The sequence below is a fragment of the Sporomusa sp. KB1 genome (assembly GCF_007830295.1).
Classification (GTDB): domain Bacteria; phylum Bacillota; class Negativicutes; order Sporomusales; family Sporomusaceae; genus Sporomusa.
Genome location: NZ_VLKC01000002.1, coordinates 3,353,973 through 3,376,963 on the forward strand (window position 1 = coordinate 3,353,973; position 22,991 = coordinate 3,376,963).

21 protein-coding genes are annotated in these 22,991 nt (G+C 46.2%); 19 read left to right on the top strand and 2 right to left on the bottom strand.

Annotation, left to right across the window (positions count from 1 at the left end; genetic code table 11):
• Positions 1–110: 110 nt before the first annotated feature.
• Entirely contained in the window at positions 111–1,826 is a 1,716-nt protein-coding gene (locus SALPA_RS19235) for a methyl-accepting chemotaxis protein (RefSeq protein ID WP_145097661.1), read from the bottom strand.
• Positions 1,827–2,230: 404 nt separating this feature from the next.
• On the opposite strand from SALPA_RS19235, the gene SALPA_RS19240 reads away from it, so the two are divergent.
• Both SALPA_RS19240 and SALPA_RS19245 read left to right on the top strand, forming a co-directional pair.
• A complete protein-coding gene (locus tag SALPA_RS19240) occupies positions 2,231–2,404 on the top strand; it encodes a recombinase family protein (RefSeq protein ID WP_145097664.1) in 174 nt (57 codons plus the stop codon).
• Between the two features lie 183 nt (positions 2,405–2,587).
• Entirely contained in the window at positions 2,588–3,976 is a 1,389-nt protein-coding gene (locus SALPA_RS19245) for a PLP-dependent aminotransferase family protein (RefSeq protein WP_145097667.1), read from the top strand.
• Between the two features lie 162 nt (positions 3,977–4,138).
• On the opposite strand, the gene SALPA_RS19250 is transcribed toward SALPA_RS19245, so the two are convergent.
• The gene (locus tag SALPA_RS19250; protein WP_145097669.1) at positions 4,139–4,975 is read right to left on the bottom strand and encodes a DJ-1/PfpI family protein; all 837 of its coding nucleotides are present in this window, start codon (positions 4,973–4,975) and stop codon (positions 4,139–4,141) included.
• A gap of 731 nt (positions 4,976–5,706) precedes the next feature.
• Here SALPA_RS19250 and SALPA_RS19255 point away from each other — a divergent pair.
• The 17 genes from SALPA_RS19255 (at position 5,707) to SALPA_RS19330 (ending at position 22,985) form a co-directional block, all read left to right on the top strand.
• Positions 5,707–6,384 carry a GntR family transcriptional regulator gene (locus SALPA_RS19255; protein WP_255451267.1) on the top strand — a complete coding sequence of 226 codons (678 nt, stop codon included), beginning with the start codon at positions 5,707–5,709 and terminating at the stop codon, positions 6,382–6,384.
• 182 nt (positions 6,385–6,566) lie between these two features.
• Complete coding sequence (locus SALPA_RS19260; protein ID WP_145097672.1) at positions 6,567–7,856, top strand: MFS transporter; 1,290 nt, start codon at positions 6,567–6,569, stop codon at positions 7,854–7,856.
• A 76-nt stretch (positions 7,857–7,932) separates the two neighbouring features.
• Entirely contained in the window at positions 7,933–9,654 is a 1,722-nt protein-coding gene (gene ggt, locus SALPA_RS19265; protein WP_145097674.1) for a gamma-glutamyltransferase, read from the top strand.
• Positions 9,655–10,136: 482 nt separating this feature from the next.
• A complete protein-coding gene (locus SALPA_RS19270; protein WP_145097677.1) occupies positions 10,137–11,405 on the top strand; it encodes an IS110 family transposase in 1,269 nt (422 codons plus the stop codon).
• A 253-nt stretch (positions 11,406–11,658) separates the two neighbouring features.
• Positions 11,659–11,781 (top strand): hypothetical protein, encoded by a 123-nt coding sequence (locus tag SALPA_RS31600; protein WP_255451268.1) that lies wholly within the window; start codon positions 11,659–11,661, stop codon positions 11,779–11,781.
• Positions 11,782–11,886: 105 nt separating this feature from the next.
• Entirely contained in the window at positions 11,887–12,069 is a 183-nt protein-coding gene (locus SALPA_RS19275) for a hypothetical protein (protein WP_145097679.1), read from the top strand.
• Between the two features lie 2 nt (positions 12,070–12,071).
• The gene (locus SALPA_RS19280) at positions 12,072–12,842 is read left to right on the top strand and encodes a nucleoside phosphorylase (RefSeq protein ID WP_145097682.1); all 771 of its coding nucleotides are present in this window, start codon (positions 12,072–12,074) and stop codon (positions 12,840–12,842) included.
• 12 nt (positions 12,843–12,854) lie between these two features.
• Positions 12,855–13,553 (top strand): Crp/Fnr family transcriptional regulator, encoded by a 699-nt coding sequence (locus SALPA_RS19285; protein WP_145097685.1) that lies wholly within the window; start codon positions 12,855–12,857, stop codon positions 13,551–13,553.
• 271 nt (positions 13,554–13,824) lie between these two features.
• Positions 13,825–15,213 carry an MmgE/PrpD family protein gene (locus SALPA_RS19290; RefSeq protein ID WP_145097688.1) on the top strand — a complete coding sequence of 463 codons (1,389 nt, stop codon included), beginning with the start codon at positions 13,825–13,827 and terminating at the stop codon, positions 15,211–15,213.
• Positions 15,214–15,332: 119 nt separating this feature from the next.
• Positions 15,333–16,109: an ABC transporter ATP-binding protein gene (locus SALPA_RS19295; protein WP_145097691.1), complete on the top strand. Its 777-nt coding sequence runs from the start codon at positions 15,333–15,335 to the stop codon at positions 16,107–16,109.
• A complete protein-coding gene (locus tag SALPA_RS19300) occupies positions 16,106–16,909 on the top strand; it encodes an ABC transporter permease (RefSeq protein ID WP_222428057.1) in 804 nt (267 codons plus the stop codon). The genes SALPA_RS19295 and SALPA_RS19300 overlap by 4 nt, the downstream gene beginning before the upstream one ends.
• On the top strand, positions 16,909–17,679 hold the full coding sequence (locus SALPA_RS19305; RefSeq protein ID WP_222428058.1) for an ABC transporter permease: 771 nt from the start codon (positions 16,909–16,911) through the stop codon (positions 17,677–17,679). The genes SALPA_RS19300 and SALPA_RS19305 overlap by 1 nt, the downstream gene beginning before the upstream one ends.
• A 26-nt stretch (positions 17,680–17,705) precedes the next feature.
• Entirely contained in the window at positions 17,706–18,752 is a 1,047-nt protein-coding gene (locus tag SALPA_RS19310; protein WP_222428059.1) for an ABC transporter substrate-binding protein, read from the top strand.
• A 138-nt stretch (positions 18,753–18,890) separates the two neighbouring features.
• Positions 18,891–19,487: a CD3072 family TudS-related putative desulfidase gene (locus tag SALPA_RS19315; RefSeq protein ID WP_145097699.1), complete on the top strand. Its 597-nt coding sequence runs from the start codon at positions 18,891–18,893 to the stop codon at positions 19,485–19,487.
• A 98-nt stretch (positions 19,488–19,585) separates the two neighbouring features.
• Positions 19,586–20,830, top strand: a complete 1,245-nt coding sequence (locus tag SALPA_RS19320; protein WP_145097702.1) for a Zn-dependent hydrolase — start codon at positions 19,586–19,588, stop codon at positions 20,828–20,830.
• Between the two features lie 25 nt (positions 20,831–20,855).
• A complete protein-coding gene (locus tag SALPA_RS19325; RefSeq protein WP_255451269.1) occupies positions 20,856–22,016 on the top strand; it encodes a 2-methylaconitate cis-trans isomerase PrpF family protein in 1,161 nt (386 codons plus the stop codon).
• Between the two features lie 57 nt (positions 22,017–22,073).
• Positions 22,074–22,985, top strand: a complete 912-nt coding sequence (locus tag SALPA_RS19330; RefSeq protein WP_145097704.1) for a hypothetical protein — start codon at positions 22,074–22,076, stop codon at positions 22,983–22,985.
• The last annotated feature ends 6 nt before the right edge of the window (positions 22,986–22,991 follow it).

The following is a 22,991-nucleotide window of genomic DNA, read 5'->3' on the forward strand; positions in this document are numbered from 1 at the left end:
CCGGATGCCTTAATTGGGCACGTCCGGTTCTGTGAGGGCTTGGGGCAGTGATGCTCCGGCTACTTGATTATTACTAAAGAGCTACTGCCAAGTAGGCAGTAGCTCTAACTTTAAACTTTGAATTTCTGAATAACATTCTGTAACTCTTCCGCCATCTTAGCCAACGCCTGGCTAGACGATGCAATTTCTTCCATAGAAGCCAATTGTTCTTCGGTTGCGGCAGAAACTGTCTGCGTATGTGCTGATGCCTCTTTACTAATTTTATCAACATCTTTGACCGACGCCACTATGTGCTGACTGCTGGCAGCCATCTGCTCAATTGCCGCCGAAATATCATTAACCTGATCTGATACGCGCCCAATCAGGCTCACAATTTCATCAAAAGTCCTGCCTGCCTCATTAACCACTTCTGTGCCTGTCTTAACCTCACGTGTACCCTCATTCATAGCATATACAGCCTTGTCGGTATCCTCCCTGATTTCACCGATGAGCTCAGCTATTTGTTTAGCCGCGTCTTGTGATTGTTCAGCCAGCTTTCGTACTTCTTCAGCTACTACTGCAAAACCGCGTCCCTGTTCGCCCGCCCGAGCTGCTTCAATAGCTGCGTTAAGTGCTAGAAGATTCGTCTGCCCTGCAATGCCGGAAATTGTATCAACTATTGTGCCTATTTCCTGAGAGCGTCCACCTAATTTGCTTACCAATTGCGCTGAATCGTCAACTGATTTTTCGATCTGTACCATTTGGTTCGTTGCCTTCTGTACTGCCTTACTGCCTTCCTGAGCAGCCGAAGATGTCTGTTGTGCCGTAGCGGCTACATTACTAGCGTTAGCAGCAATCTCTTGTATTCCGGCAGATAATTGTTCAACAGTATTAGTTGTCTCATCCACTGCTTTTAGTTGATTTGTTGCCCCTGATGCTACATCAGTAATAGCTGTGGCCACCTGGTTAGCTGCCTGAGATGCCTGGTCTGAACTAGCGGTTAATTCCTCCGAAGAAGCGGCCACCTGCTCGGACGATTCGTTGACATGTTTCAAAACTGTACGGAGACTGCTGCGCATGCTGGTCAAAGCCTCGGCTACTTGGCCAATCTCATCTTTTCTCTTTACCGTACGCGGTTTGTCACGGAAATCTCCGGTGGCCAATTCGCCGCAGAATGTTACCATAAGTTGTAACGGGTTTTCTATCATTCTGTTAATGAGCCAACCGCTTAAGCCCAGCACAACAAACGCAATTATAATAATTCCGACCATAATCTGTGCGGCCCTAGCTTCAGCGGCCTGGGTGTCAACATTCATTTGCTCAGCTAATTTTTGGATATACATAGTATAATCTCTCATACTGCTAATATATGCGTTAGCTAATGGTTCCAAGCTCGTTGCATATAACGCATAAGCTTCCGCATTTTTATTTTGCAGTACCAGTTCTAAAATTGGTCCTCTAGCTGCACGATATTTTTGCTGGGCATCTTTTACTTTAGCCAGCAATTCATCCGACTTCTGATCAAAATGCATTTTTTCTAAGCTTTCTATATTTTTTCCGACCATTTCTACTCTATCGTCAATAGATTTTTTAAGTTCGCGATTTTTCACTTCGCCAGTTGTCAACATTAACTCTAATAAATTCCCATTTGCAGTTCTTATAAATGCAGCAATTTCAACCGCCAGCCGAACAGGAACTAACCGATTTTCATACATGGTAACCATATCCTTACTGGCTTGTTGCAAATAATAATAGCCGGTAAAGCCTACAGCCCCCAACGATATAAATGCAACAAGAATTAAAATGCCTAATTTCATACGTACTTTCATATTACTCAAAAAATTCATATTGATCCTCCACTCCAAATTCAGTTCTATATAGCTTTTGCTATGGGTTCATGGCTTTGTGCCCTCATCTTTCGATAAGTTTACTATATAGTTTACGAATAAGTATATAACAGTATAAATGTCATTTAATGTCACAATTTAGGTATGCGCTTTAATTTTTCGACAAGATATATACCTAATAGTCATTTTTTACTGTGTTAATGTCATTTTTTGTAAAAACAGCATTTTTTTCTCCCTAACATGACGAAAAGAAAAGGCTTGAATAGTCTAGCTTTGCCTAAATTCTTTTCAATGAGAAATTGATTATCCATGCGACCGCACACTAGTAAAAAATCAATAATCTTAATATCTATTGCTTGACCAGAACAAACGTTTGCATTATTCTATTCTTAGGAGGTGTTCCCATGTCAACAGTCCTCTTAGCCAGAGTTTCAACGGACGATCAAGTCGATCGCGGTACCATCGATAACCAAATTGAGTTCGGAACCAAATACTGCGACCTTCATGAAATACCACTTCAGGATACCTATAAAGACGACGGTGTCAGTGGCACTATTCCGCTTCAGAAAAAGACATAGACGGTGGTACTGTCTTTATGTCGCATGCTGGACACAACCACCGTCCCCGTGGTACGTGCGAATACCTAAGCCATTAAAAGAATGGCTCTGACAATCCTAATCGTACGGAGAGAGCTAAACTCTGAAAGCTTGTGCGTCAGCTGCACAGTGACTTTAGACGGCAGTTTCTAAAGGAGGACCAAAATGTACTTATTAGTTGCAAATAGTAAAAAACCGCTTTACCAGCAGCTCTACCAGCAAATCCGCGCCAAAATCCTAAGCGGTGAACTCAGCGCGCAGGCCAAACTGCCTTCATGCCGCTACCTCGCGACTGAACTTCATATCAGTAGAAATACCGTGGACACCGCCTATCAGCAGCTTTTATCTGAAGGTTATATTGTTGGCAAAAGCCGCAGCGGATATTACATAGAAACAATTCATAATACTAAATACTCCGCGTTTACAGAAGCTGTTTCGGATACGCCCACTGGCAAATTACAGCCAGACGGTATGTTATACGATTTTCGATACGGCAATCTGAGCCAACAGTCCTTTCCATTTGCGCAATGGCAGCGATTAACTAACTTCTGTCTAAAACAGGACAAAGAACAATTTTTAAACTATAGTGACTTCAGAGGTGAACCTGGACTGCGCCGGGAACTGGTAAAATATTTGTACGAGTATCGGGATGTCCGATGTACAGCCGATCAAATATTGATTACTTCTGGAACTATTCATTGCCTTACGGTTGTTTGTCAGCTCCTCAGAAATGCAGTAGACGCCATTGCCATGGAAGATCCGGGTTTCGCCGCTGCCCATTTAGCTTTTACCAATCATGGTTTTCAGGTCCCACTCGTTCCGGTTAATCACCATGGCCTCAATGTTAAAGCATTACGAACCACCACTGCTCAGGCTGTATATGTGACACCCTCACATCAATTTCCAACGGGTCAAACTATGTCGATAACTAGGCGGCTGCAGCTTATTGATTGGGCTTATGAACGGGAGGCTCTGATTATTGAAGATGACTATAACTGCCACCTACGTTATGATGTAAAACCAGCACCGGCTTTACAAGGATTAGCACCAGATAAAGTAATCTACATCGGCAGCTTTTCCAAAATACTCTCTCCTTCCTTAAGGGTTTCTTATGCGGTATTGCCGAAAAGCTTGGCGCTACGATTGCAGCAAAAAAATGAAAATTATGCTTGTTCAGTGCCGTTACTCATTCAAAAACCTCTAGAACTCTTCTTACAGGAAAATCTTTTTGAAAGTCACTTGCGGAAAATGCTTCGTCAGTTTAAGAGAAAAAGGGATATTTTGTTGCGTGCGCTACAGGAGCATTTCGGCGATGTTGTTACAGTGTCCGGGGGAAATGCTGGTCTTCATATTCTATTGCATTTAAATCAGCCGGTGTCTTCAGCGAACTTGGTAGACAGGGCAGTTCAGGCCGGTGTATATATTCATGGTGACAATATTTGGGTGGAATCCTCGCCCGGTAAAGCGGCCCGTGTTCTTTTGGGCTTCGGAGCCATTAAAAACGAGGATATCGATTCGGCTGTCCGGCTATTATGCCAGGCTTGGCTTAACTGAGTTGATTGAGGTTTTAAGCTTGGCCACGCAGTATAAGTGTTACGGGAAAGGCGTTAAAAACACCAGGGAGAACAGCCTATACTGTTCTCCCTGGTGTTACGGCTTATTTATATAAGTTTTGGTTCAACAAGTATAAACTATCATTTTGCTGATCACTTCCATCTAGAATGATGATTCAATAGCCGCTACTGGGCATAGTTTGGCGCACGGACCTATGCCGACACAGTGTTCTAGTTGAATCCTGAACTGAGTTTCGTCTTCCACAACCGCACCAAATGGGCAAATTTTCGCGCACTTGCCGCATTTGATGCATTTATCGTTAATTGTGCGATGCACAGATAGCCCAGACAACCGTCTTTGTATGCTTTTCCAGGCATCGCCGTATTCCAGTATTTCGCCTGCTTTAAAAAAAGCATCACGTCCGGCTGTTTTATAGACGATGTGCATTGCTGCGTCGTACCCGGCTGTAACTCCGGCTGCCGTGATAATCCGGCCATTATCAACAAACCGCTCATCTTTCTTCAGCATTATTGTAGGATCGATAGTCAATAAATCATCAAAAGCCAGATGATGTGTTGTCACCGATAACTCGCTAAGGAGTCCTGCCTTTGCCAGTAATACAGCTCCGCTGCACACGGATAAGATAATAGCCGCGTTTCTGCTCCGATCTTGCAGCCAGCCAATTACATTGGGATTAGCTAAAAGTTCCTCTGTTATTAGGCCGCCAGGAACAACTAAGATATCGATCTCGGGGCAATCGTTAAAATCATATTCTGCCTTAACAACTAATCCCCCCGCCATAACGTGCAGATCTTTTTTAGTTTCGCTGACAGTGAAGATGTCATACAGGGTATGCGGTGTCTGATATAGAGTAGTCTGCTTTTTGGATGAGCCGAAATCTACAGCAGAAAATACATCATAGGGTCCAATAAAATCGGTTGTCTCAGCACCATCAAACAAAAATATGCCTACTTTCAGGGGTAATCCATTATTATCCATAGCTTAGAACCTCCAACACTTATTATCCGTGCACGTGATAGTTATATTAGAGCATGCGAACTATCTTTTGTAAAAGAGCCAGATTTGAAAGAATGAAAGAGGCCAGTATTTATTGGAGCGGAGACAGTTACATTGTCGGGATGGGAACGAGCGTGTCGGATAGACGGAAATGGTATGGCTGAGAAACCTTCATGGTCAGTGCCTTATTGCTGTATCAAATAAGTGCGCTGCCTCCCTGACTGCGTATATTCTAAATAGGCGAATAGAGAAGTTTAGGGGCAGCTTTGTTGACTTTTTTGTACCGTTGATCCGATACGGAGAGCCGTATCGTTGGTAACAGCGAAAAATGGCATTTAGGCAGGAACGTCAGGCTAGAGCGGGAAATCGCTCGCTAAGTGGCAGACCCAAAGATGCAATTTATGGCGGAATTGTAGTGGAAAAAGCATAACAAAAAAAGTAGGTTGGAAAATCTCCGTAAACTAAGACGCTTTGGATTCCAGATGAACCCATAAGAGCGGTAAGAAGTATGGCTGATTACAGGGCGAGAAAGATCACATCAATCGTATTAGCATGATTTTCCTTGTTGAGTACTTCCAAGAAATATTACAGAAAAGTGCAGGGAGGTTCTTATTTGCATAGCAAAAACGATTAAAAATAAGGAAGACAAGACTTGCGGCTTATGTTATTCTTAAGTACAGGTATATTATTGATGAAAGTGGAGTAGTTATTCTGTGGAAAATAAAGGATTGCTTGCTGTTAAGAAAATATCTCCTCGTACAGTGCCGGATATGGTAATACGTGTTATTAGAGAAGCTATTGTTTCTGGAAGCCTTCCAGGGGGAACGCAAATGAAACAAGAAGAATGGGCTTCACAGCTTGATATTAGTTCGAGTGCCTTGAGAGAGGCATTAAAAAGCTTGGCGGCAGAAGGATTAGTGAAATTTATTCCAAACCGCGGAGTAATTGTTACTGAGCTTTCGGTAGATGAGGCGCTTGAGATATATCAGATTCGTATACTTCTTGAAACTGGGGCTCTTGAACTTGCCATTCCTAATCTGACTAATCAAGATATAGAATTTGCGACAAAGATTCTAAAAAAGGCTGAGGATGAAACAGACAATAATCAGTGGGGGGATTTAAACTGGAAGTTTCATGAAGGTTTATATCGAGTCGCCTGTAAGCCTAAACTGCTGGGGCTCATTAAAACACTATATGATAATGTTGAACGATATATGCGGTTATACTTTTCAGATTTGAAATATCAAGAGCTGGCCAAAGCAGAACATTTTAATCTTTTACAAGCATGTGAGAACAAAAATATTGAGCAAGCTAAGGGAATTCTTAGAAAACACATATCCGATACTAGTGATGTTGTAACAGCTTATATACGGCAATTAAGTAATAAGTAATAAATAATACTTGACTATAATTTACTTATAATGCTAAAATTTAAATAATTAAATGATAAATAATTTGGGCAACGAAGCCTCTGCAAAATAAATTTTGCAGAGGCTATTATATTTTCAACAATGATTAATGTATACAATCGAAAATAGATAATAAATAATAAAATGCTGAGCGTGGTGAAAACATGGAAAGAAGTAGCGGTATTATTGAGAACAAGTTTATATTTATTTCCAAATTAATTTTCCCTTTTGCTTTTAGTTTTTTTATTTCAGTACTATACCGTACTAGTACATCTGTATTGTCACCTTACTTAATTACAGATTTTAGTCTATCTGCGGCTGATTTGGGTTTGGTCGGGAGTAGCTATTTTATAGCCTTTGCGATAGCGCAGCCGCCATTAGGTGTAGCGCTTGATCGATTTGGTGCTAGAAGGACTTTATCTATTTTGCTTTTGTTTGCGGTCTGTGGTTCTTTACTGTTTTCTAAAGCTTATCTTACTTGGCACTTAATAGTTGGACGTGGATTAATTGGAATTGGAGTATCCGGTTGTTTAATGGCAGCGTTTAAGGCTTATAAAGAATGGCTAACTAATGAAGAATTACCTCTGGTTAATAGCTATCAAGCATTAGCCGGTGGTTTAGGGGCTATTATAGCAACTCAGCCTATTCATGTGGCTCTTGCGTTCATTCATTGGCGAGAGCTATTTTATATACTTGCTACAATTACGTTTATAGCAGCCCTATTGGTTTATAAAATGGTTCCGCAAAAGAGCCGAGAAGGCAGTACAGGTGAACCAATTCGTATGCAATTTATGGCGGTGGTGCACATTGCAAGATCAGCGAAATTTTGGCAGATTACGCCAGCAGCAACAATGGTGCAGGCTAGCTTTATAGCTTTAAATACACTATGGGTTGGACCTTGGTTGAAAGACGTATACAGAATGGATATTTCAGAGGTGGCGTTTTCATTGATGATTATATCCATAGCCGTATGCAGCGGATATTTTTTGAATGGCTTGATTGCCCATAAGCTTCGACTTTTTGGTATAAGCACGGAGTCCGTATGCAAAGCTGGTATGGTGGTATTTACAACGGCATTAGGATGTATTGGCATACTTGAAAATAAGGCAGGGGTACTTTCTTGGGTACTGTTAATGCTTTCTGGTCCATTTTCATTATTGGCTTACTCCCTTTTGGTTATAATGTTTGAGAAAAACTTGGCAGGCAGAGTTATTACCTTATACAACTTTATGGTATTTGTTACTGTCTTTTTCATTCAATGGGTGACAGGAATTATAATTAATTTATGGCCGCCTATGGATAGTGGATACCATCCTCAAGGCTATCAAGCAGCTTTTTTGGTATTGTTTTTACTAAATGCCGCAATGCTTCTTTGGATGGTTCTATATAAAGTGGAGAGTATTCTTTGGCTTACAAATTGGTGCGGGAGAAAACTGTCTCGACTGAAAGGTTAATCTAAGAAACTTCTGTAAGGAGGTGATAATTTCGATTTAGCTCAGAGGAAAGTAAGAAAATATTAGGAGGAATAATATGAATTTAGTAAAAAAGTGTTTTAGGACGCCTATTATCGTGTTGGTATGTTTTTCATTTTTGCTGCAGGTCGGAATGGTACAAGCCGCTAATAGACCGACAACAATGGCACCACATGGAATGGTTGTTACCCCGCATTACTTAGCGTCTGAAGCGGCCATCCGCGTTTTGGAGAATGGTGGAAATGCAGCGGAGGCGGCGATTGCCGCTGCATCGACCATCAGTGTTGTATATCCTCATATGAATTCAATCGGTGGAGATAATTTTTGGTTAATTTATAATGCTAAAACAGGACACTTAAAAGGGCTAAATGCCAGTGGCAGAGCAGGAGAAAAGGCAACTATTGAATATTACAAATCTCTTGGTTATAGTAAAATTCCAGCTCGCGGCTACCTAGCAGCTAATACTGTTCCTGGTGCAATTTCCGGGTGGTGGGAAATTTATAACTATTCTAGGAACAGTATGAATGGTAAGCTCAAATGGAGCGGGCTGCTAAACAGTGCTATTGACTATGCCGAAAACGGCCTTCCTGTAACACCGAGTCAGGAGTTTTGGACTAAAGTTAATATTAACCCAAATGATACACAGTTTCGGGATTTACAGCGTTTTGAAGGATTCCGCAGTATTTATTTAAAACAAGATCAAACCCCTTACCGAGTAGGCGAACTTTTTAAGCAGGCAGATCTTGCTAATACTTTAAAAATTGTAGCACAACAAGGAGCAGATGGTTTTTATAAAGGGCAAATTGCTCAAAAAATTGTGTCTGAACTTGAAGCCAATGGTGGTGTTCTAACGCTGAGTGACTTTGCAACACACAAGGCAGACTGGGTAGACCCGTTATCGGTAGATTATCGGGGCTATAAGGCGTATAATTTACCGCCTAATACACAAGGAATGGCCTCTCTTTCTATTCTTAATATCTTAAATAACTATGATATTAAATCAATGGGTGAAGGAACAGCCGATTATTATCACACGATTGTCGAAGCAACTAAACAAGCATTTGCTGATCGAGATAAATGGCTAACGGACCCAGCCTTTGTTAAAATACCTGTAAATGAGTTGTTATCCAAAGAGCACGGTATTGCATTGGCAAATCGCATGGATATGCAAAAAGCAGCTACTGATGTTAAACCATTAGACCCTAAAGGAGATACGGTTTGGATCGGTATTGTTGATAAAGAGGGTAATGCGGTATCGTTAATTCAAAGTATTTATCATGATTATGGATCGGGCATTATTCCTAAAGGCACAGGAGTAATATTACAAAATCGGGGAAGCTTTTTTTCACTTGATTCGTCTAATATCAATCATTTAGAACCACATAAACGTACATTTCATACATTAAATCCAGCCATGTTAATGAAGGATAATAAGCCGTATCTTGTCTATGGTACAATGGGCGGAGAAGGTCAACCGCAAACACAGGCTGCTATAGTTACCCGTATTGTCGATTTTGAGTTTAATGTACAAGATGCCATTGAAGCGCCGCGCTGGTTACATGGACGAACTTGGGGAGCGTCTTCGAATGACTTGAAAATTGAAGGAAGAGTTCCACAGCAGGTTATAGAAGAATTAGTTAGGCGGGGACACCCTGTGAAAGTGATAGAAGGATATACTGATGTAATGGGGCATGCAGGAGCTATATTGATTAACCATGATAACAATATAAAGTATGGTGGGGCAGATCCTCGTGGAGACGGTGCTGCATTAGGTTATTAATTTAAGGGGGAGTTTATATTAATTTGTTCCATTCTAAAAAGGGGCTGTTAGCGCGACAGCCCCCTTTGTCTACAACCTGAACTACCACGTTATAAGGTTAGCTTTGATTTTGAACTAGGTGTCAAGGAACGGGGTTAGGAGAAGCAAGGGGACGGAAAGACATAGACAGGGGACGGTGGTACTGTCTTTATGCCGCATGCTGGACACAACCACCGTCCCCTGTAAGATATAGTACAGAAGGGTTATCCATTTTGGGATAGAAAAACTCCGAACAATCAGTTTCTAGGTATAATGAGGAAGAAGGATATGAATGGCCCCGTCCCAGGGAAGATTTTTCTATACCCATGCCTACAGACAATTCATCCATTTCCAAAGCATTTACGTTTTAGCTGGTTGGGAGCTTATTCCCGTTTCACGTGCAAGGCGGTAATCTTTGAGCTTGGAATGGATAACCCTTCAATTTATCTTATAGGAGGTCAGCGGTGTTGACTAATCGTCCGGTTATTGGCATTGATGTAGCCAAAAATTTTTGTTTTTATGCAGCAGTATCTCCAACTTGTACTACCTTTTTGAAACCTTTTAAAGCGTTAAATACTAAGCAAGGGCTTTTATTTGTTCTAGGGCAAATAAGAAAAGTGGAAGAAGCATTTAGTAGTAAACCGCTCATCGCCCTAGAATCCACGGGTCACTACTCTCAGCGCATCGTCCACTTTTTCTTGAAACAGGGTTTTGAAGTCTACCACATCAATCCCCTTATCTCCCATTCTATCAAAAATTCTGTTGTAAGGAAAGTTAAGACAGATCGGGTTGATGCACTTGAATTGGCCAGACTGTTATTTGTTCATGCTTTTTATCCTACAACTATGCCTAAAGAACAGCTGGCCAATTTGAAGGTCTTAGCAAGAACAAGGGGGCAGTTGGTAGAACAACGAGCCAATTTGCTCAATAAGTTACAGTGTGCTATTGAACAAATTGCTCCTCTTTTTCCTACTATCCTTAACCCGGGATCGCTTACGGCATTGACTCTAGTAAATAAGTTTCCCACACCTTGTGAATGGAGCAAGAAAGCCAATCAGCATGTCATACTGGACATGCTGCAAACGGTATCCCGTAAGGGTAGATTATATGCTCAGCAAAAATATGCTGATTTGTTATCTTGCGCCGATGATGCCCAAGTTACTGGCATATCCTTGTCGGCCTATGCCGCCACAATACAATGCTATGCTAGCATTGTGCAATCTTTAGACGCACAAATTAGTTTACTCGATGACCAGATTAAAGCACTTGCTGAACAGTTACCGGCAATCACTTTCCTAAAAAGCATTCCGGGCATAGGTGATACATTAGCAGCTATCATTTTGGGCGAAATTGGTGATATTGAACGGTTTGCGAACGCTAAGCAATTAGTGGCTTTTAGCGGTATCGACCCTTCGGTTAAACAATCGGGGAATTTTGTAGGGACAAAGAATAAAGTAACCAAACGGGGATCACCATTTCTCCGACATGCACTCTATATAGCTGCTACGACGTCTATCCGTAAGGAATCTAAAGGTTCGCACGTTAACTCGGTGATTTATGAGTATTACCAACGGAAAATCGAAACGAAAACCAAGAAACAAGCCTTAGGCGCTGTTATGAACAAGCTACTACGTATCATATTCTCGGTATTAAAGAATAAGCAGCCATTTCGTTTGATTACCCCTGATCAGCAGGTTGAACTGTATCAAAAACACCTGCAAAAGGCGGCTTAACGAAGACGAAAAACAAAACATTACATTATACCTCTATCAATATCGTTCGATATTGATAGAGGCTTGTTTGCTATACTTATTTTTCCATAAACAAAAATTGTAGTTAAGGGCTTGACTTCACTTAGCTGGTCTTTGGCATATCCGTGGCATATCCGTGGCATATCCCCGTGGCGCATTGAAAAGAGGCGGCGCAAAGTGATCAGGTCTAAGGATGCCTTTGATTCGATGGTAGCCAACTTGAAACAGTTAATAGATGGTACAGGTAAATGCTGAAAAGGTTGTGGCAGTTTCTGAGCAGTTAACAGCAACTGCAGATCAATCAGCACAGGCTTCTAGTCAAATAGCCGTTTCGATTGAATACAGCCAAGACTCTTGACTTTTTTTAAAATAGATGCTAATGTAACACTAAATCTTGATTCATTGTGGCACACTGCGATTTAGGGAAAATTGCCGTGTTGACTTTGATCAGCCGGTGGGAAAAGTGAATATTAACAAAAATGTAAGCTGGCGCTGTTGCCTTGGTGGTGACGCCGGCTTATTTTTTTTATCTACTCTGGCCAATTCGAGAGAAACCCGGCAGCCTGTCAAGCTGGGCAGAAGTATGGTATATGAATGTGCTGTGCAATCTTTTGCATTATACATGCCTGAGGAGGTGGCGACGTAGCCATGAACAATGACAGAATGCGCCATATTGGCTGTAAAAAAGGAGAAGTCGGGGAATATGTGTTTTTGCCAGGTGACCCGGAACGGGCCAAGCAGATCGCTTCCTATTTTGACAAAAGTGAATTTATGGCGTCAAACCGCGAGTTCACAACTTATTCCGGTCGTCTGAATGGTGCAATGGTCAGTGTGACATCAACGGGTATCGGAGGGCCGTCTGCCGCTATTGCCATGGAAGAGCTGGCCAAGCTGGGAGCACATACTTTTATTCGCGTGGGCACCTGCGGCGGTATTCAGGAAAACCTTGAACCGGGAACGCTGATTATTCCGGTTGCTGCAATCCGCAAGGATGGAACTGGCCGGGAATATCTGCCGGTAGAGTTTCCTGCCGTTGCCGATTTTTCTCTGCTGACAGCGCTGAAAGAATCGGCGGAACGCTTGCACAATCCCTATGCTATGGGGGTTGTGGAATGTAAGGATTCGTACTATGGGCAGCATGAACCAGCCAGAATGCCGGTCGGGGACAGGCTGCTGGCCAGGTGGAAAATGTGGAAAATGGCCGGTGCGCTGGCTTCGGAGATGGAGTCGTCCACCCTATTTGTGGTAGCCTCCGTGCTGCACGTACGGTGTGCGAGTGTGCTACTGCTGTGCCGCAACCGGGAAAGGGAACAGGTATTGGGGAGCCGGCCTTTCTATGCGGATGCGATTCCGGTTGCCATTGAGACAGCGGTTGAAGCCATGCGTGACGTGATTTCCCGGGACGGACGGCAGGAATAAGAGGCGACAGTTATGGATATTATCAAAAAATATATCACTGCAGCCCGCGATGGCACAGCACAACAATGGCTGTCTGAACTGCTGCCATTAATGCCGGACGAGTTGCTGCAAAAGTCACGGCTTATAGAACGGCATAAGGGCAATATTATGATCCGTATGGGTGAGGCGGTGGAATCGGTCTATTTGCTGATTGACGGTGAAATAAATATCATGAATGAACTGCCCAGCGGCATTATCTATTCGTTTGCCAAACTGCGTGCGCCCGGAATATTGGGCGAGAATGAGTCGCTGGCTAATTTCCCGAATTATCGCGCCACAGTTGTATGTGAAACCAGGTGTGCATTCCTCTATCTGAGCAAACATGATTTTTTGACTTGGATGAAAAAGAGCCCGGAAGCGCTGTACAGAGTTACTGTCCAGATCATCAGAAAACATGCGGCGCAAGTCACCCGTGACCGTACCTTCCTGTTTGCCACAGGCGAGACCCGGCTGGCTTATCTGTTGGCGAAATATTATGAGACCAAAGCGGCAAATGGCATCTGTGAGCTCAATATCCCGCGCAGTCAGTTAGCCGATGAAATTGGTTTCTGCGTCAAAACAGTAGACCGCTGTGTCGGCAAATTTAAGAATCTGGGGATGGTCGGCCGGCGCGGCATGAAAATTACTATTACCGACAGGCAGTATCGGCGGCTGCTGGATTTTAATGTATAGGGCCGGCAACGGCAGGAAAAATTTATATTGGCTGTTATCTAAAGAAAAAAGGACATATGTCCTTTTTTTATTGCCTTTAATCCGTCATAATTTAACTATCGTGGTGATGCAATGGAGCATTAAAAACCTTATTGTACGCCATTTTTTTATTTAGTGGCCGATTATTCCCCATTGCAAAATTATGGAACTGTAAACCGCCGGCCGCCTATATCCTATAAATAACGCAGGCGCAATAGGGCTGCATTAGCAAGTAGCAAATGGAGGGGAAAATATGAAAAAAACAATTGCACAAGAAATTGCCCGGTTGGCAGTAGGCCTTACCTATGAAGAGCTGCCGGCCTATGCCGTCAGTCATGCGAAGATGCTTACACTTGACGTGCTGGCTTCTATGGTTGGCACCAGGGACATTATTACCAGCCGGATTGCCCGGGAGATCGCGGAGGAACTCGGCGGCCCGGCAGAAGGTACGATTATCGGTTCGGCTAAGAAAGCTGCACTGCCGAACGCAGCATTTGCCAATGCAATACAGTGTTACGGCTATGATTTCGTGGATGACCACAATGAATCAAATGCGCATCCGTCACCGGCAACGTATCCTGTAGGGCTGGCCTTGGCCGAACACAAGCAGTTAAGCGGGAAAAAGTTTGCTGAGGCCGTGGCCGTGGGCAACGAAGTGGTATGCCGGCTCGGGGCGGCTTATCTGGGCGATATGTATTACCAGGGATTCCATCCGACAAGTACCTGCGGCACAATGGGAGCTGCCGTTACGGCCGGCAAACTGATGGCGCTTGACCGGCAGCAAATGGTACATGTGCAAGGGATTGCCGGCAGCATGGTTGCCGGGTTGATGGCCTGGAATTCCGAAGGCTCCTTCACCAAACGGCTGCAGGCCGGGCATCCGGCGATGAACTCGATTATCGCAGCACGCATGGCTCAAAAGGGGTTTAACGGCCCTGCCGACATCTATGAAGGTAAGGACGGCCTCTTGCATGCCTATTCCTACCTGGATCATTTCGACCCCAAATATCTTCTGGATGAGCTTGGCGAGAAATGGATTTTTGCTTCATCAAGCATAAAAGTATATCCCTGTTGCCGCTATTCGGGCGGGCATCTGGATGCCTGTCTGCAGATTGTGCGACAGCATAGTCCTGCTCCGGACAAAATCGAAAAAATTCATATTCGTTCTTCGAAATATACGATGCGGCTGCTGGCGGAGGAGCGGAAATGGAAACCGCAAAATGTTGTGGACCTGCAGTTCAGTATGCCGTACCAGGCGGCCATCGCTTTTAGAAACGGCAAAGTTACGGTGGATGAATTTGATGTCAAATATATTGATGATCCACTGGTTAAACATTTGATTGCCGTGACCGAGGTGGTTGAAGATCCCGAGTTTGAACGCCGTTATCCCGAACATTACTCCAGTGCGGTGGAGGTCACTATGCAAGACGGGCAACGATATGAAGCCGTAATCGATGATCCCAGGGGCGACTGGCGGAACCCGGTTACGTTTGAAGATGTCAAAGAAAAATTCCGCGTGCTGGCCAACCGGGTTTACAGTGACCCGGCCAGAACGGAAAAAATTATTCGGTTTGTGGAAAACCTGGAAAATCAGGCAGATATGTCACAGTTGATGGCTCTGGCTAACCAACCGGCCGGTTAGTTGCCGGCGATGTAGCGGATTGGCTGTCGGCGGCAATTTAATATTCAAGCGATTGCAACGACGCAATAGGCCCCCAAAGCCTTTTTCGTCGTCTTTTTTTATCTATAAGGAGGTTTCCCATGAGCAACGATTATAAACTGCAAATCGATAACGTGAGTATGGTGTATCGGGGACAGGGCGGTGAAGATATAACTGCATTAAAAAACGTGAATTTAAATATCCGGGAAGGAGAGTTCGTTTCCCTGCTGGGACCGTCCGGGTGTGGCAAGACAACACTATTGCGGCTGGTTGCGGATCTCTTGCAGCCGACCTCAGGCAAAATTGTAATTGGCGGCATGACTCCAAAGGAAGCGCGAAAAACAAGACAGTACGGCATGGTTTTTCAGAGCCCGGTACTGTATGACTGGCGAACTATCCGGCAAAACATCTGTCTGCCGCTGGAAATTATGAAAAAAAGCCGTGAGGAGCAAAAGCGGTTATCTGACGAAATGTTGGAAATGGTGGGGTTACTGGATTTTGCCAACCGCTATCCCTATCAATTGAGCGGCGGTATGCAGCAGCGGGTAGGTATTGCCAGAGCACTGGCCATCAATCCCAAAATTCTGCTGATGGACGAGCCATTTTCCGCATTGGATGAATTTACCCGCAACAAGCTGCAGGAAGATCTGCTCCGTATTTGGAGCAAAACGAACAAAACCGTAATTTTTGTGACCCACAATATTTCAGAAGCCCTTTTCCTGTCAGACCGCGTATGTGTGCTGACGCCTCATCCGGGTATCCTGTCCGCGGTCGTCGACATTGATCTTCCCCGGCCGCGGACAGACGAAATTCGTGATACACCGGAATTCGCCGCCTTACTCACTAAAATTAGAAAATGTTTTGTGGGGGTGGAATGATGGAAGCGTTGCGCAGAGACAAACAAATTGCGACGTTGATCTGGGCCGCAGCGATTATTGTTCTCTGGGAAAGCGGGGCATGGCTGCTGCAAAATGTGCTGCATGACAACATGCATCTGCAAAAGCTGCCGTACTTTCATCAGGTCATGGCGACCTTTTTTGCCAACTTCGGTTCCCTACTGAGTGATGCCCTGAGCACTCTGTCACGGGCGTTCGCGGGTTTTCTGTTCGGCGCCTTACTGGGTGCGGCCATAGCCATCCTGATGGTGCTGGCCGAATTTGTCGGCACAATGCTTTCTCCTTATCTTATCGTGTTACGGATGATTCCGGTATTGGCGCTGGCACCGATTGTATACGCCATTGTCAAAAATCAGGATGCAGCGCGCATTATCCTCTCGGCCTTTATCACCTTTTTCCCCGTGGCAGTCAATATGTACAGCGGACTCAAAAGTGTGGACAAAGACAAGAAGGATCTGGTGTATTCCTACGCCGCCGGCAGGATTGACACTTATTGCAAGCTGATGATTCCGGCAGCGTTGCCCCACCTGTTTGCCGGGCTTAAAATTTCCGCGCCTGCGGCCATTACGGCGGCCATACTGGTAGAAATGTTTGGCGCCAGCGAGGGCATTGGCATTAAGATTCTCAGCTCCCTGTACTATGGAGCCAGCAGTGCGCTGATATTCTGGGCAGCGGTGCTCACGGCGGCACTGCTGGGGATCTTCGGGTACTTCGTGATAGATATTCTGGAAAAACAGCTGATCCCGTGGGAAAAGGCCGGCAGGAAAGAAGGCGATAACTGATGGAGAAAATCAGGCATGTGTCCAACCTGTTGATTGCCATTGTCTTCGGCATCTTGGTTATCCTCTTCTGGCAGGAAGGCGGCCTGCATGCGGTGCTGCGGCTAAAACCATACCAGTTGCCGTTGCCGAAAGAAATAATTGCCGCGCTGGTCGACAACTTTGCTGTGATTATGGTACATACCCGGTACACAATGATTGAGGCCTTAACCGGTATTATACTGGGGTCTTGCGCCGGCTTCTTGCTGGCGGTGATAACCACCGTTTATCCCAAATGGGGCGGCGGGGGACTCACGCTGGTTACGGCCTTCAACGCAATACCCATGATTGCTATGGCACCCATCATGAACAATTGGTTCGGTATGGATATGGGGTCAAAAACAGCGGTTGTTACCATGTTTACGATGGCACCGATGGCAATCAATGCCTACCGGGGGCTGTCGGTACTCCGGCCATTCGCACTTGATTTAATGCATTCTTACGCAGCAGATAAAAAAACCATTTTTCTGAAGCTGCGCCTGCCAAACTGTATACCGAATGTGATGACCGCAATGAAGATCAATACCACGGTTGGTCTGATGGCGGCCATCATTAGCGAATTCTTCGTGTCCCACCATGGGATAGGATTTGAACTTTCCACAGTATTGAAGCTGTCGCAGATGAGTCTCGGCTGGGCCTATATCGTGGATTCTGCAATCTGCGGCATCATGCTGTACGGTATTGTATCTGTGGTTGAGCGTTATGCCATAAAATGGCACGCTTCCCAAAGATAGATAACAAATTGTAAAGGAGAATGAAAATGAAACGAACCATGAAATTTATCGGCTTGTTGCTTACCCTTATCCTGTTAGCCGGTTCACTGGCCGGCTGCGGTGACACAAAGACGGCTACGAAAGAATCGTCAGAGAGCGGCAAGGCCTTGAACAAGGTCCGTCTGCAGCTCAAGTGGCTGCCTTCGACACAATTTATGGGTTTCTATTACGCTAAAGAAAAGGGCTACTACGCAGCCGAGGGCATTGATATCGAGATTATCCCCGGCGGACCGGATCTTGTGTCTACCAACCAGGTTTCGGTGGGTGCAGCGGAATTCGGTTTGGCAAACCTGTATACGATATTGCCGTTTATTGAGCAGGGACACCCGGTTGTGGAAGTCGGCCAAATCTTCCAGAAAAGCTCTTTTCTGCTTGTAGCCAAAAAAGACAAAGGCATTGCAACGCCTAAAGACCTGGCAGGTAAAAAAGTCGGCGCCTGGCTGGGTAACGCGGAATTCCCCGTCTATGCGCTGCTGGATAAATACGGCCTGGACAGGAATAAAGATCTTACCATCATAAAACAGGACAGCTCGATGGGCGCTTTCCTTAACGGTTCCTTCGACGTGGCGTCCGCCCATACCTATAACGAATATCTGGTATTGCTGGAATCCGGTCTTAAACCAAGTGACATCGACGTTATCGACCTGGAGAAAGAAGGCACCGGCATGCTGGAGGACTGCCTGATTGTCAACAGTGAATGGCTGGCGAAAAACCCGGAATTGGCCGCCAAATTTATGAAGGCTACCATGCGGGGCTGGGCAGAGGCCTGTAAGGATCCTGCGGCTGCAACCGAAATTGTCTGGAAGTATCTCGATCCTGCCAGCAATAACAAAGAGCATCAGTTAAACAGTGCCAAGGAAATTGCCAAGCTGGTTGCGCCCAATGGGGCAGATATTCAAAAAATGCTCTATCTTGACGAGAAAAGTATTAAAGCGACAGAAGAGTTAGCGCTGAAATACAAGGTCATCAAGAGTGTGCCGGCCAAAGTATATGACACCACTCCGTGGGAGCAGGCTGCGAAAGCTTTAAAATAACAGGCGGAATTTAGCTAGCGGTTACCGGTTTGTGGATAAGCCATGAAGCAGGGAACTGGGGTGGCTTATCTTTTTTTGCTCTGATAGAGAGTAAAACTTCGTCTAAACAAGCTTTCTGAGTACTCGGGAGGTATCCTTATGTCACTACATCAAGAAGACGCGCGCGGTAAAAAAATAATTTTTGTGGCCAACTGTCTGTTGAATGCCAACAACAAAGTCCGGGAATTTGCCCGGTATCCGGGAATGTTTTCCGAGATAGTCCGGCTATTGGATGATTTTAGCATCGGGGTTATTCAAATGCCCTGCCCGGAAACGCTGTACATGGGCAACCAGCGCTGGTGGCACAGCCGTAACCTTTATGACAATGTGGGCTACCGGCGGTTTTGCCGGCAACTGGCCGGACAGATGGCTGATTATCTGCAAAACTACCAAAATGTAAATTATGAAGTGGTGGCTGTTCTTACCTGCGACGGTTCACCCAGCTGCGGCAGCAGTCTATCAAGCTACTGCGAGGATTGGGGCGGCCGTCCTAAAGAGGTGCCGCGGACCCTTGTCAACAAACCCGGTATATTTATTGAGGAATTAACGGCAGAAGTTGCCGACCGCCGGCTGACCCTTCCCTTTATCTACGGGCTGGCCATGGATGATCGTGAGCGCAGCAATGAACAGATTATAAAAGAGTTCAGGGAATTTATTGACAGCAAGCTGGCGCAGGTGACAGGCGGCGCTGGATAGCGCCGGCGACCTCCTGCCGGCTGCGAATGTCCGGGCTGATTTTCAGTCCGGCGGTGGAGGAACTGAGTGGCCAACTATGTTAAGTGAGGTGATTTACCGTGATCAAAGCCAATCCGGTGAGAATTGAAACAAGACTGCGCACCATTGCCGGTTTTACCGCGGAAACGGGCCGGATTACCCGCCCGACCTATTCACAGGCCTGGGTGGAAGCGGTGACCTATCTACGCAGCGAAATGGAAGCGATGGACATGAAAGTTCGTATGGATACTTTCGGCAACCTGATCGGTTGCTATAATCCGGCGAACAGTAACGAAAAACCGGTGGCAATCGGTTCGCATATCGACAGTGTGGCCAACGCCGGCGCCTATGACGGTGTTGCCGGCGTTGTAGTTGGCCTTGAACTGGTGTCGATGCTGCATGAAAATCATGTGGTGCCGCCGTTTCCGGTCGAAGTCCTGGCAACTGCGGAAGAGGAAGGCCTTGTCTGCCAGAAAGGGTATTTCGGGGCGCGTTTTATGACCGGTGACATGAGTGTGGATGAGATGCTGGCTTATAAAAATGCCGACGGAAAAAACCTGGAAGTTCTCAGAGCGGAAAGCGGACTCTTTGCGGGCCGGCCCTTTGGGACCGACAGCGGCTGGGCCAGGAACTATTACAGCCGGTTTATGGAAGTGCACGTCGAGCAGGGTGCAGTACTTGCGTCCCAAGGCTGTGATGTGGGCATCGTGCGGGGGATTGTCGGCATTGGTCGGCTATTCTTTGAATTTCAGGGAGAAGCAGACCATGCCGGGCCTACGGTCATGAAAGACCGCCGGGATGCAATGGTGGCCGCCGCCGATCTGATACTGAAGGTCTGGGAAATCGGTCAGGCGCATAGCGGCAGGGCGGTGACAACAGTCGGCCGCATTGCCAATTACCCCAATATCCATAATGTCATTTCCGGCCAGGCCGCGCTTGTTGTCGACTTCCGGTCAGAGGATGACGGGCTGGCCAGGCGACTGGCGGGTGAGATCAAGGAATATGCTATGAGCCTACAGGAAAAGTATGGGCTTGAAGTGCGGCTGGACAAGGAAATCTATACGCCTGTCCAACAGTTCTCGGAAAAACTGCTGGACTGCTACCGGGCGCTGCAGATTCCTAATTCTATGGAGTTATACAGCTGGGCCGGGCATGATGCCAAGGCATTTGCCCAGGTCACCGACACCGCTATGATTTTCATGCCCAGCATCGGCGGCAAGAGCCACTGTCCGGAGGAATATACGAAAGTAGAAAGCTTCGAACTGGTCTGCGACAACCTCATCCGTCTATTCCTCCCGGCAGTCACCGGTATTGTCGCTCCGTAAGTCCAAGTTGAAAGGAGGCTGCTTTATGCATCCGGAAATGGAAATGCTGCGATGCTTTATTGTGCGCGGTGGTACCAGCAAAGGTGTTTTCATCATGAAAAATGACCTGCCCCGGGATGCCGCCAGACGGGATGCTGTGATTCGGGCTATCTACGGCAGTCCTGATTTGCGCCAGATTGACGGCTTAGGGGGTGCGGACGTATTAACAAGCAAACTGGCGATTATTTCGCCGCCCAGCCGTCCCGATGCCGATGTGGATTATACCTTCGGCCAGGTTAGCTTTGAAACAGAGTGTATTGATTATGGCGGCAACTGCGGCAATATTTCCGCCGCTGTAGGTCCCTTTGCCATTGATGAAGGTCTGGTCGAGCCTGTGGAACCGGTTACAACGGTTCGGATCCATTTGACCAATAGTAATAATATCCTTGTTGCCGCAGTGCCTGTGAAAAACGGGAAGGCAATGGTTGACGGCGACTTTGCCATTGACGGCTGCCCCGGCACCGGTGCGAGGATTACCCTGGACTGGTCCGATGTCTGCGGCGGAATTACCGGCAAGCTTCTGCCGACCGGCAATCCCCGGGACAGTATTACCGTGGACGGCAGGACCTATACCGTATCAATTGTCGATGCCGGTAACCCGGTTGTGTTTATCCAGGCTGGTGAGCTGAATCTGAAAGGGACTGAGGCGCCGCCGGCGCTGGAAGGTAGTCCGGCTTTAATGGCGACGATTGAAAAAATCCGGGGGCAGGCCGCCGTGCTGTGCGGTATGGTTGATAACCCGGCAGCGGCCAAAGCCGTAAGTCCGTATGCCCCGTTTTTTGCCATAGTCAGCCCGCCGGCTGACTACCTTGCCTATAACGGCAAGGCTATATCTGCCGGTGAAGTAGATATTGTAGCGAGACTACTGTTTATGCAAAAAGTCCATAAGACCTATCCGGTTACCGGCACAGTGGCAACCGGAGCGGCAGTACGCATCCCGGGGAGTGTTGCCTGGAATGTTCTACGGGCGGAAGCCCAGTCAAAAGTGACAGTACATATTGGTCATCCGGGAGGCGTTATTCCCGTGGAAGCGGAAAGCTCAGAGGCCGGCGGGCAAATAAAGGTTACCAGGCTTGGTGTATACCGGACAGCCCGGAGAATCATGGAAGGGTATGTGTACGTTAGAAAATCAGTGTATCAGTCTTAGAAAAAATACATTTGTTTGCAGGAGGTTTATTATTAAATGGATATGATCAAAGCAGCATTGAAGAGTTTAGGGTATCCGGAGCGGGATTGTTATGAACTGACGGCTTCGCCGCACCGGTTCCCGGACGGGGCGCATTACCGCAATGAAGTCGCCGGCATTGAGAATTTTCAAGTGCTGGAAGCTATGGTTGATGAAGCCGAGAAGAGACAGGTGCCAATTCACCGGATCATTGCCACCGTCGGCGGGGCGACACTGCTGACTGACGCGGAATTGAAAGATATGGCGCAACTGGCCGCCGCAAAAAATATCGAGGTTATAATAACGCCCTGCACCAGCCGCGGCTGGGACAGCGGCCGCCAGATAACAACACCCGAAGGCATTGTTTCCGGGATGAGGATTCGCGGCGTTGATAATATGTATTATGTGCTTAAGTGTGTCGAAAGAAGCCTTGAAGCCGGCTTCAAGGGCTTCCTGGTCACGGATGAGGGACTGTTAACCGTGCTGGGGGAAATGCGGGCTAAAGGCTATATCCCGCAAGATGTCATTTTTAAGGTGTCTGTTTTCGCCGGCCATGGCACTCCGGCCAGCGCCAAACTTTTGCAAAAACTCGGAGCGGATACCTTTAATCCCCTGGCGGATTTAACCTTGCCGATGCTTGCTGCCATCCGCAGCGCCGTGAATTTGCCCATGGACGTTTATCTGGCTTTAGTGGACGGAATGGGCGGCTTCTACCGTTTCAGCGAGGCTGCCGAGATTGCCAAAATATGCGCACCGGTTTACTTTAAATTTGAGCCGGGCAAATCGGAGGGCGATATATATAAAACCTGGGTTGATACCGGCTACAAAGCTTATCTGGCACGGGAAAAAGTGCGTCAGGTTCAGGCGGTTAGCGATTGGATCAAGCGGTTGGCGCCTGAACTGGTATGTTCTGCCCAGGCGGTTGCCGGCCTGAGCATACCAAAAGCGTAGTCTGGC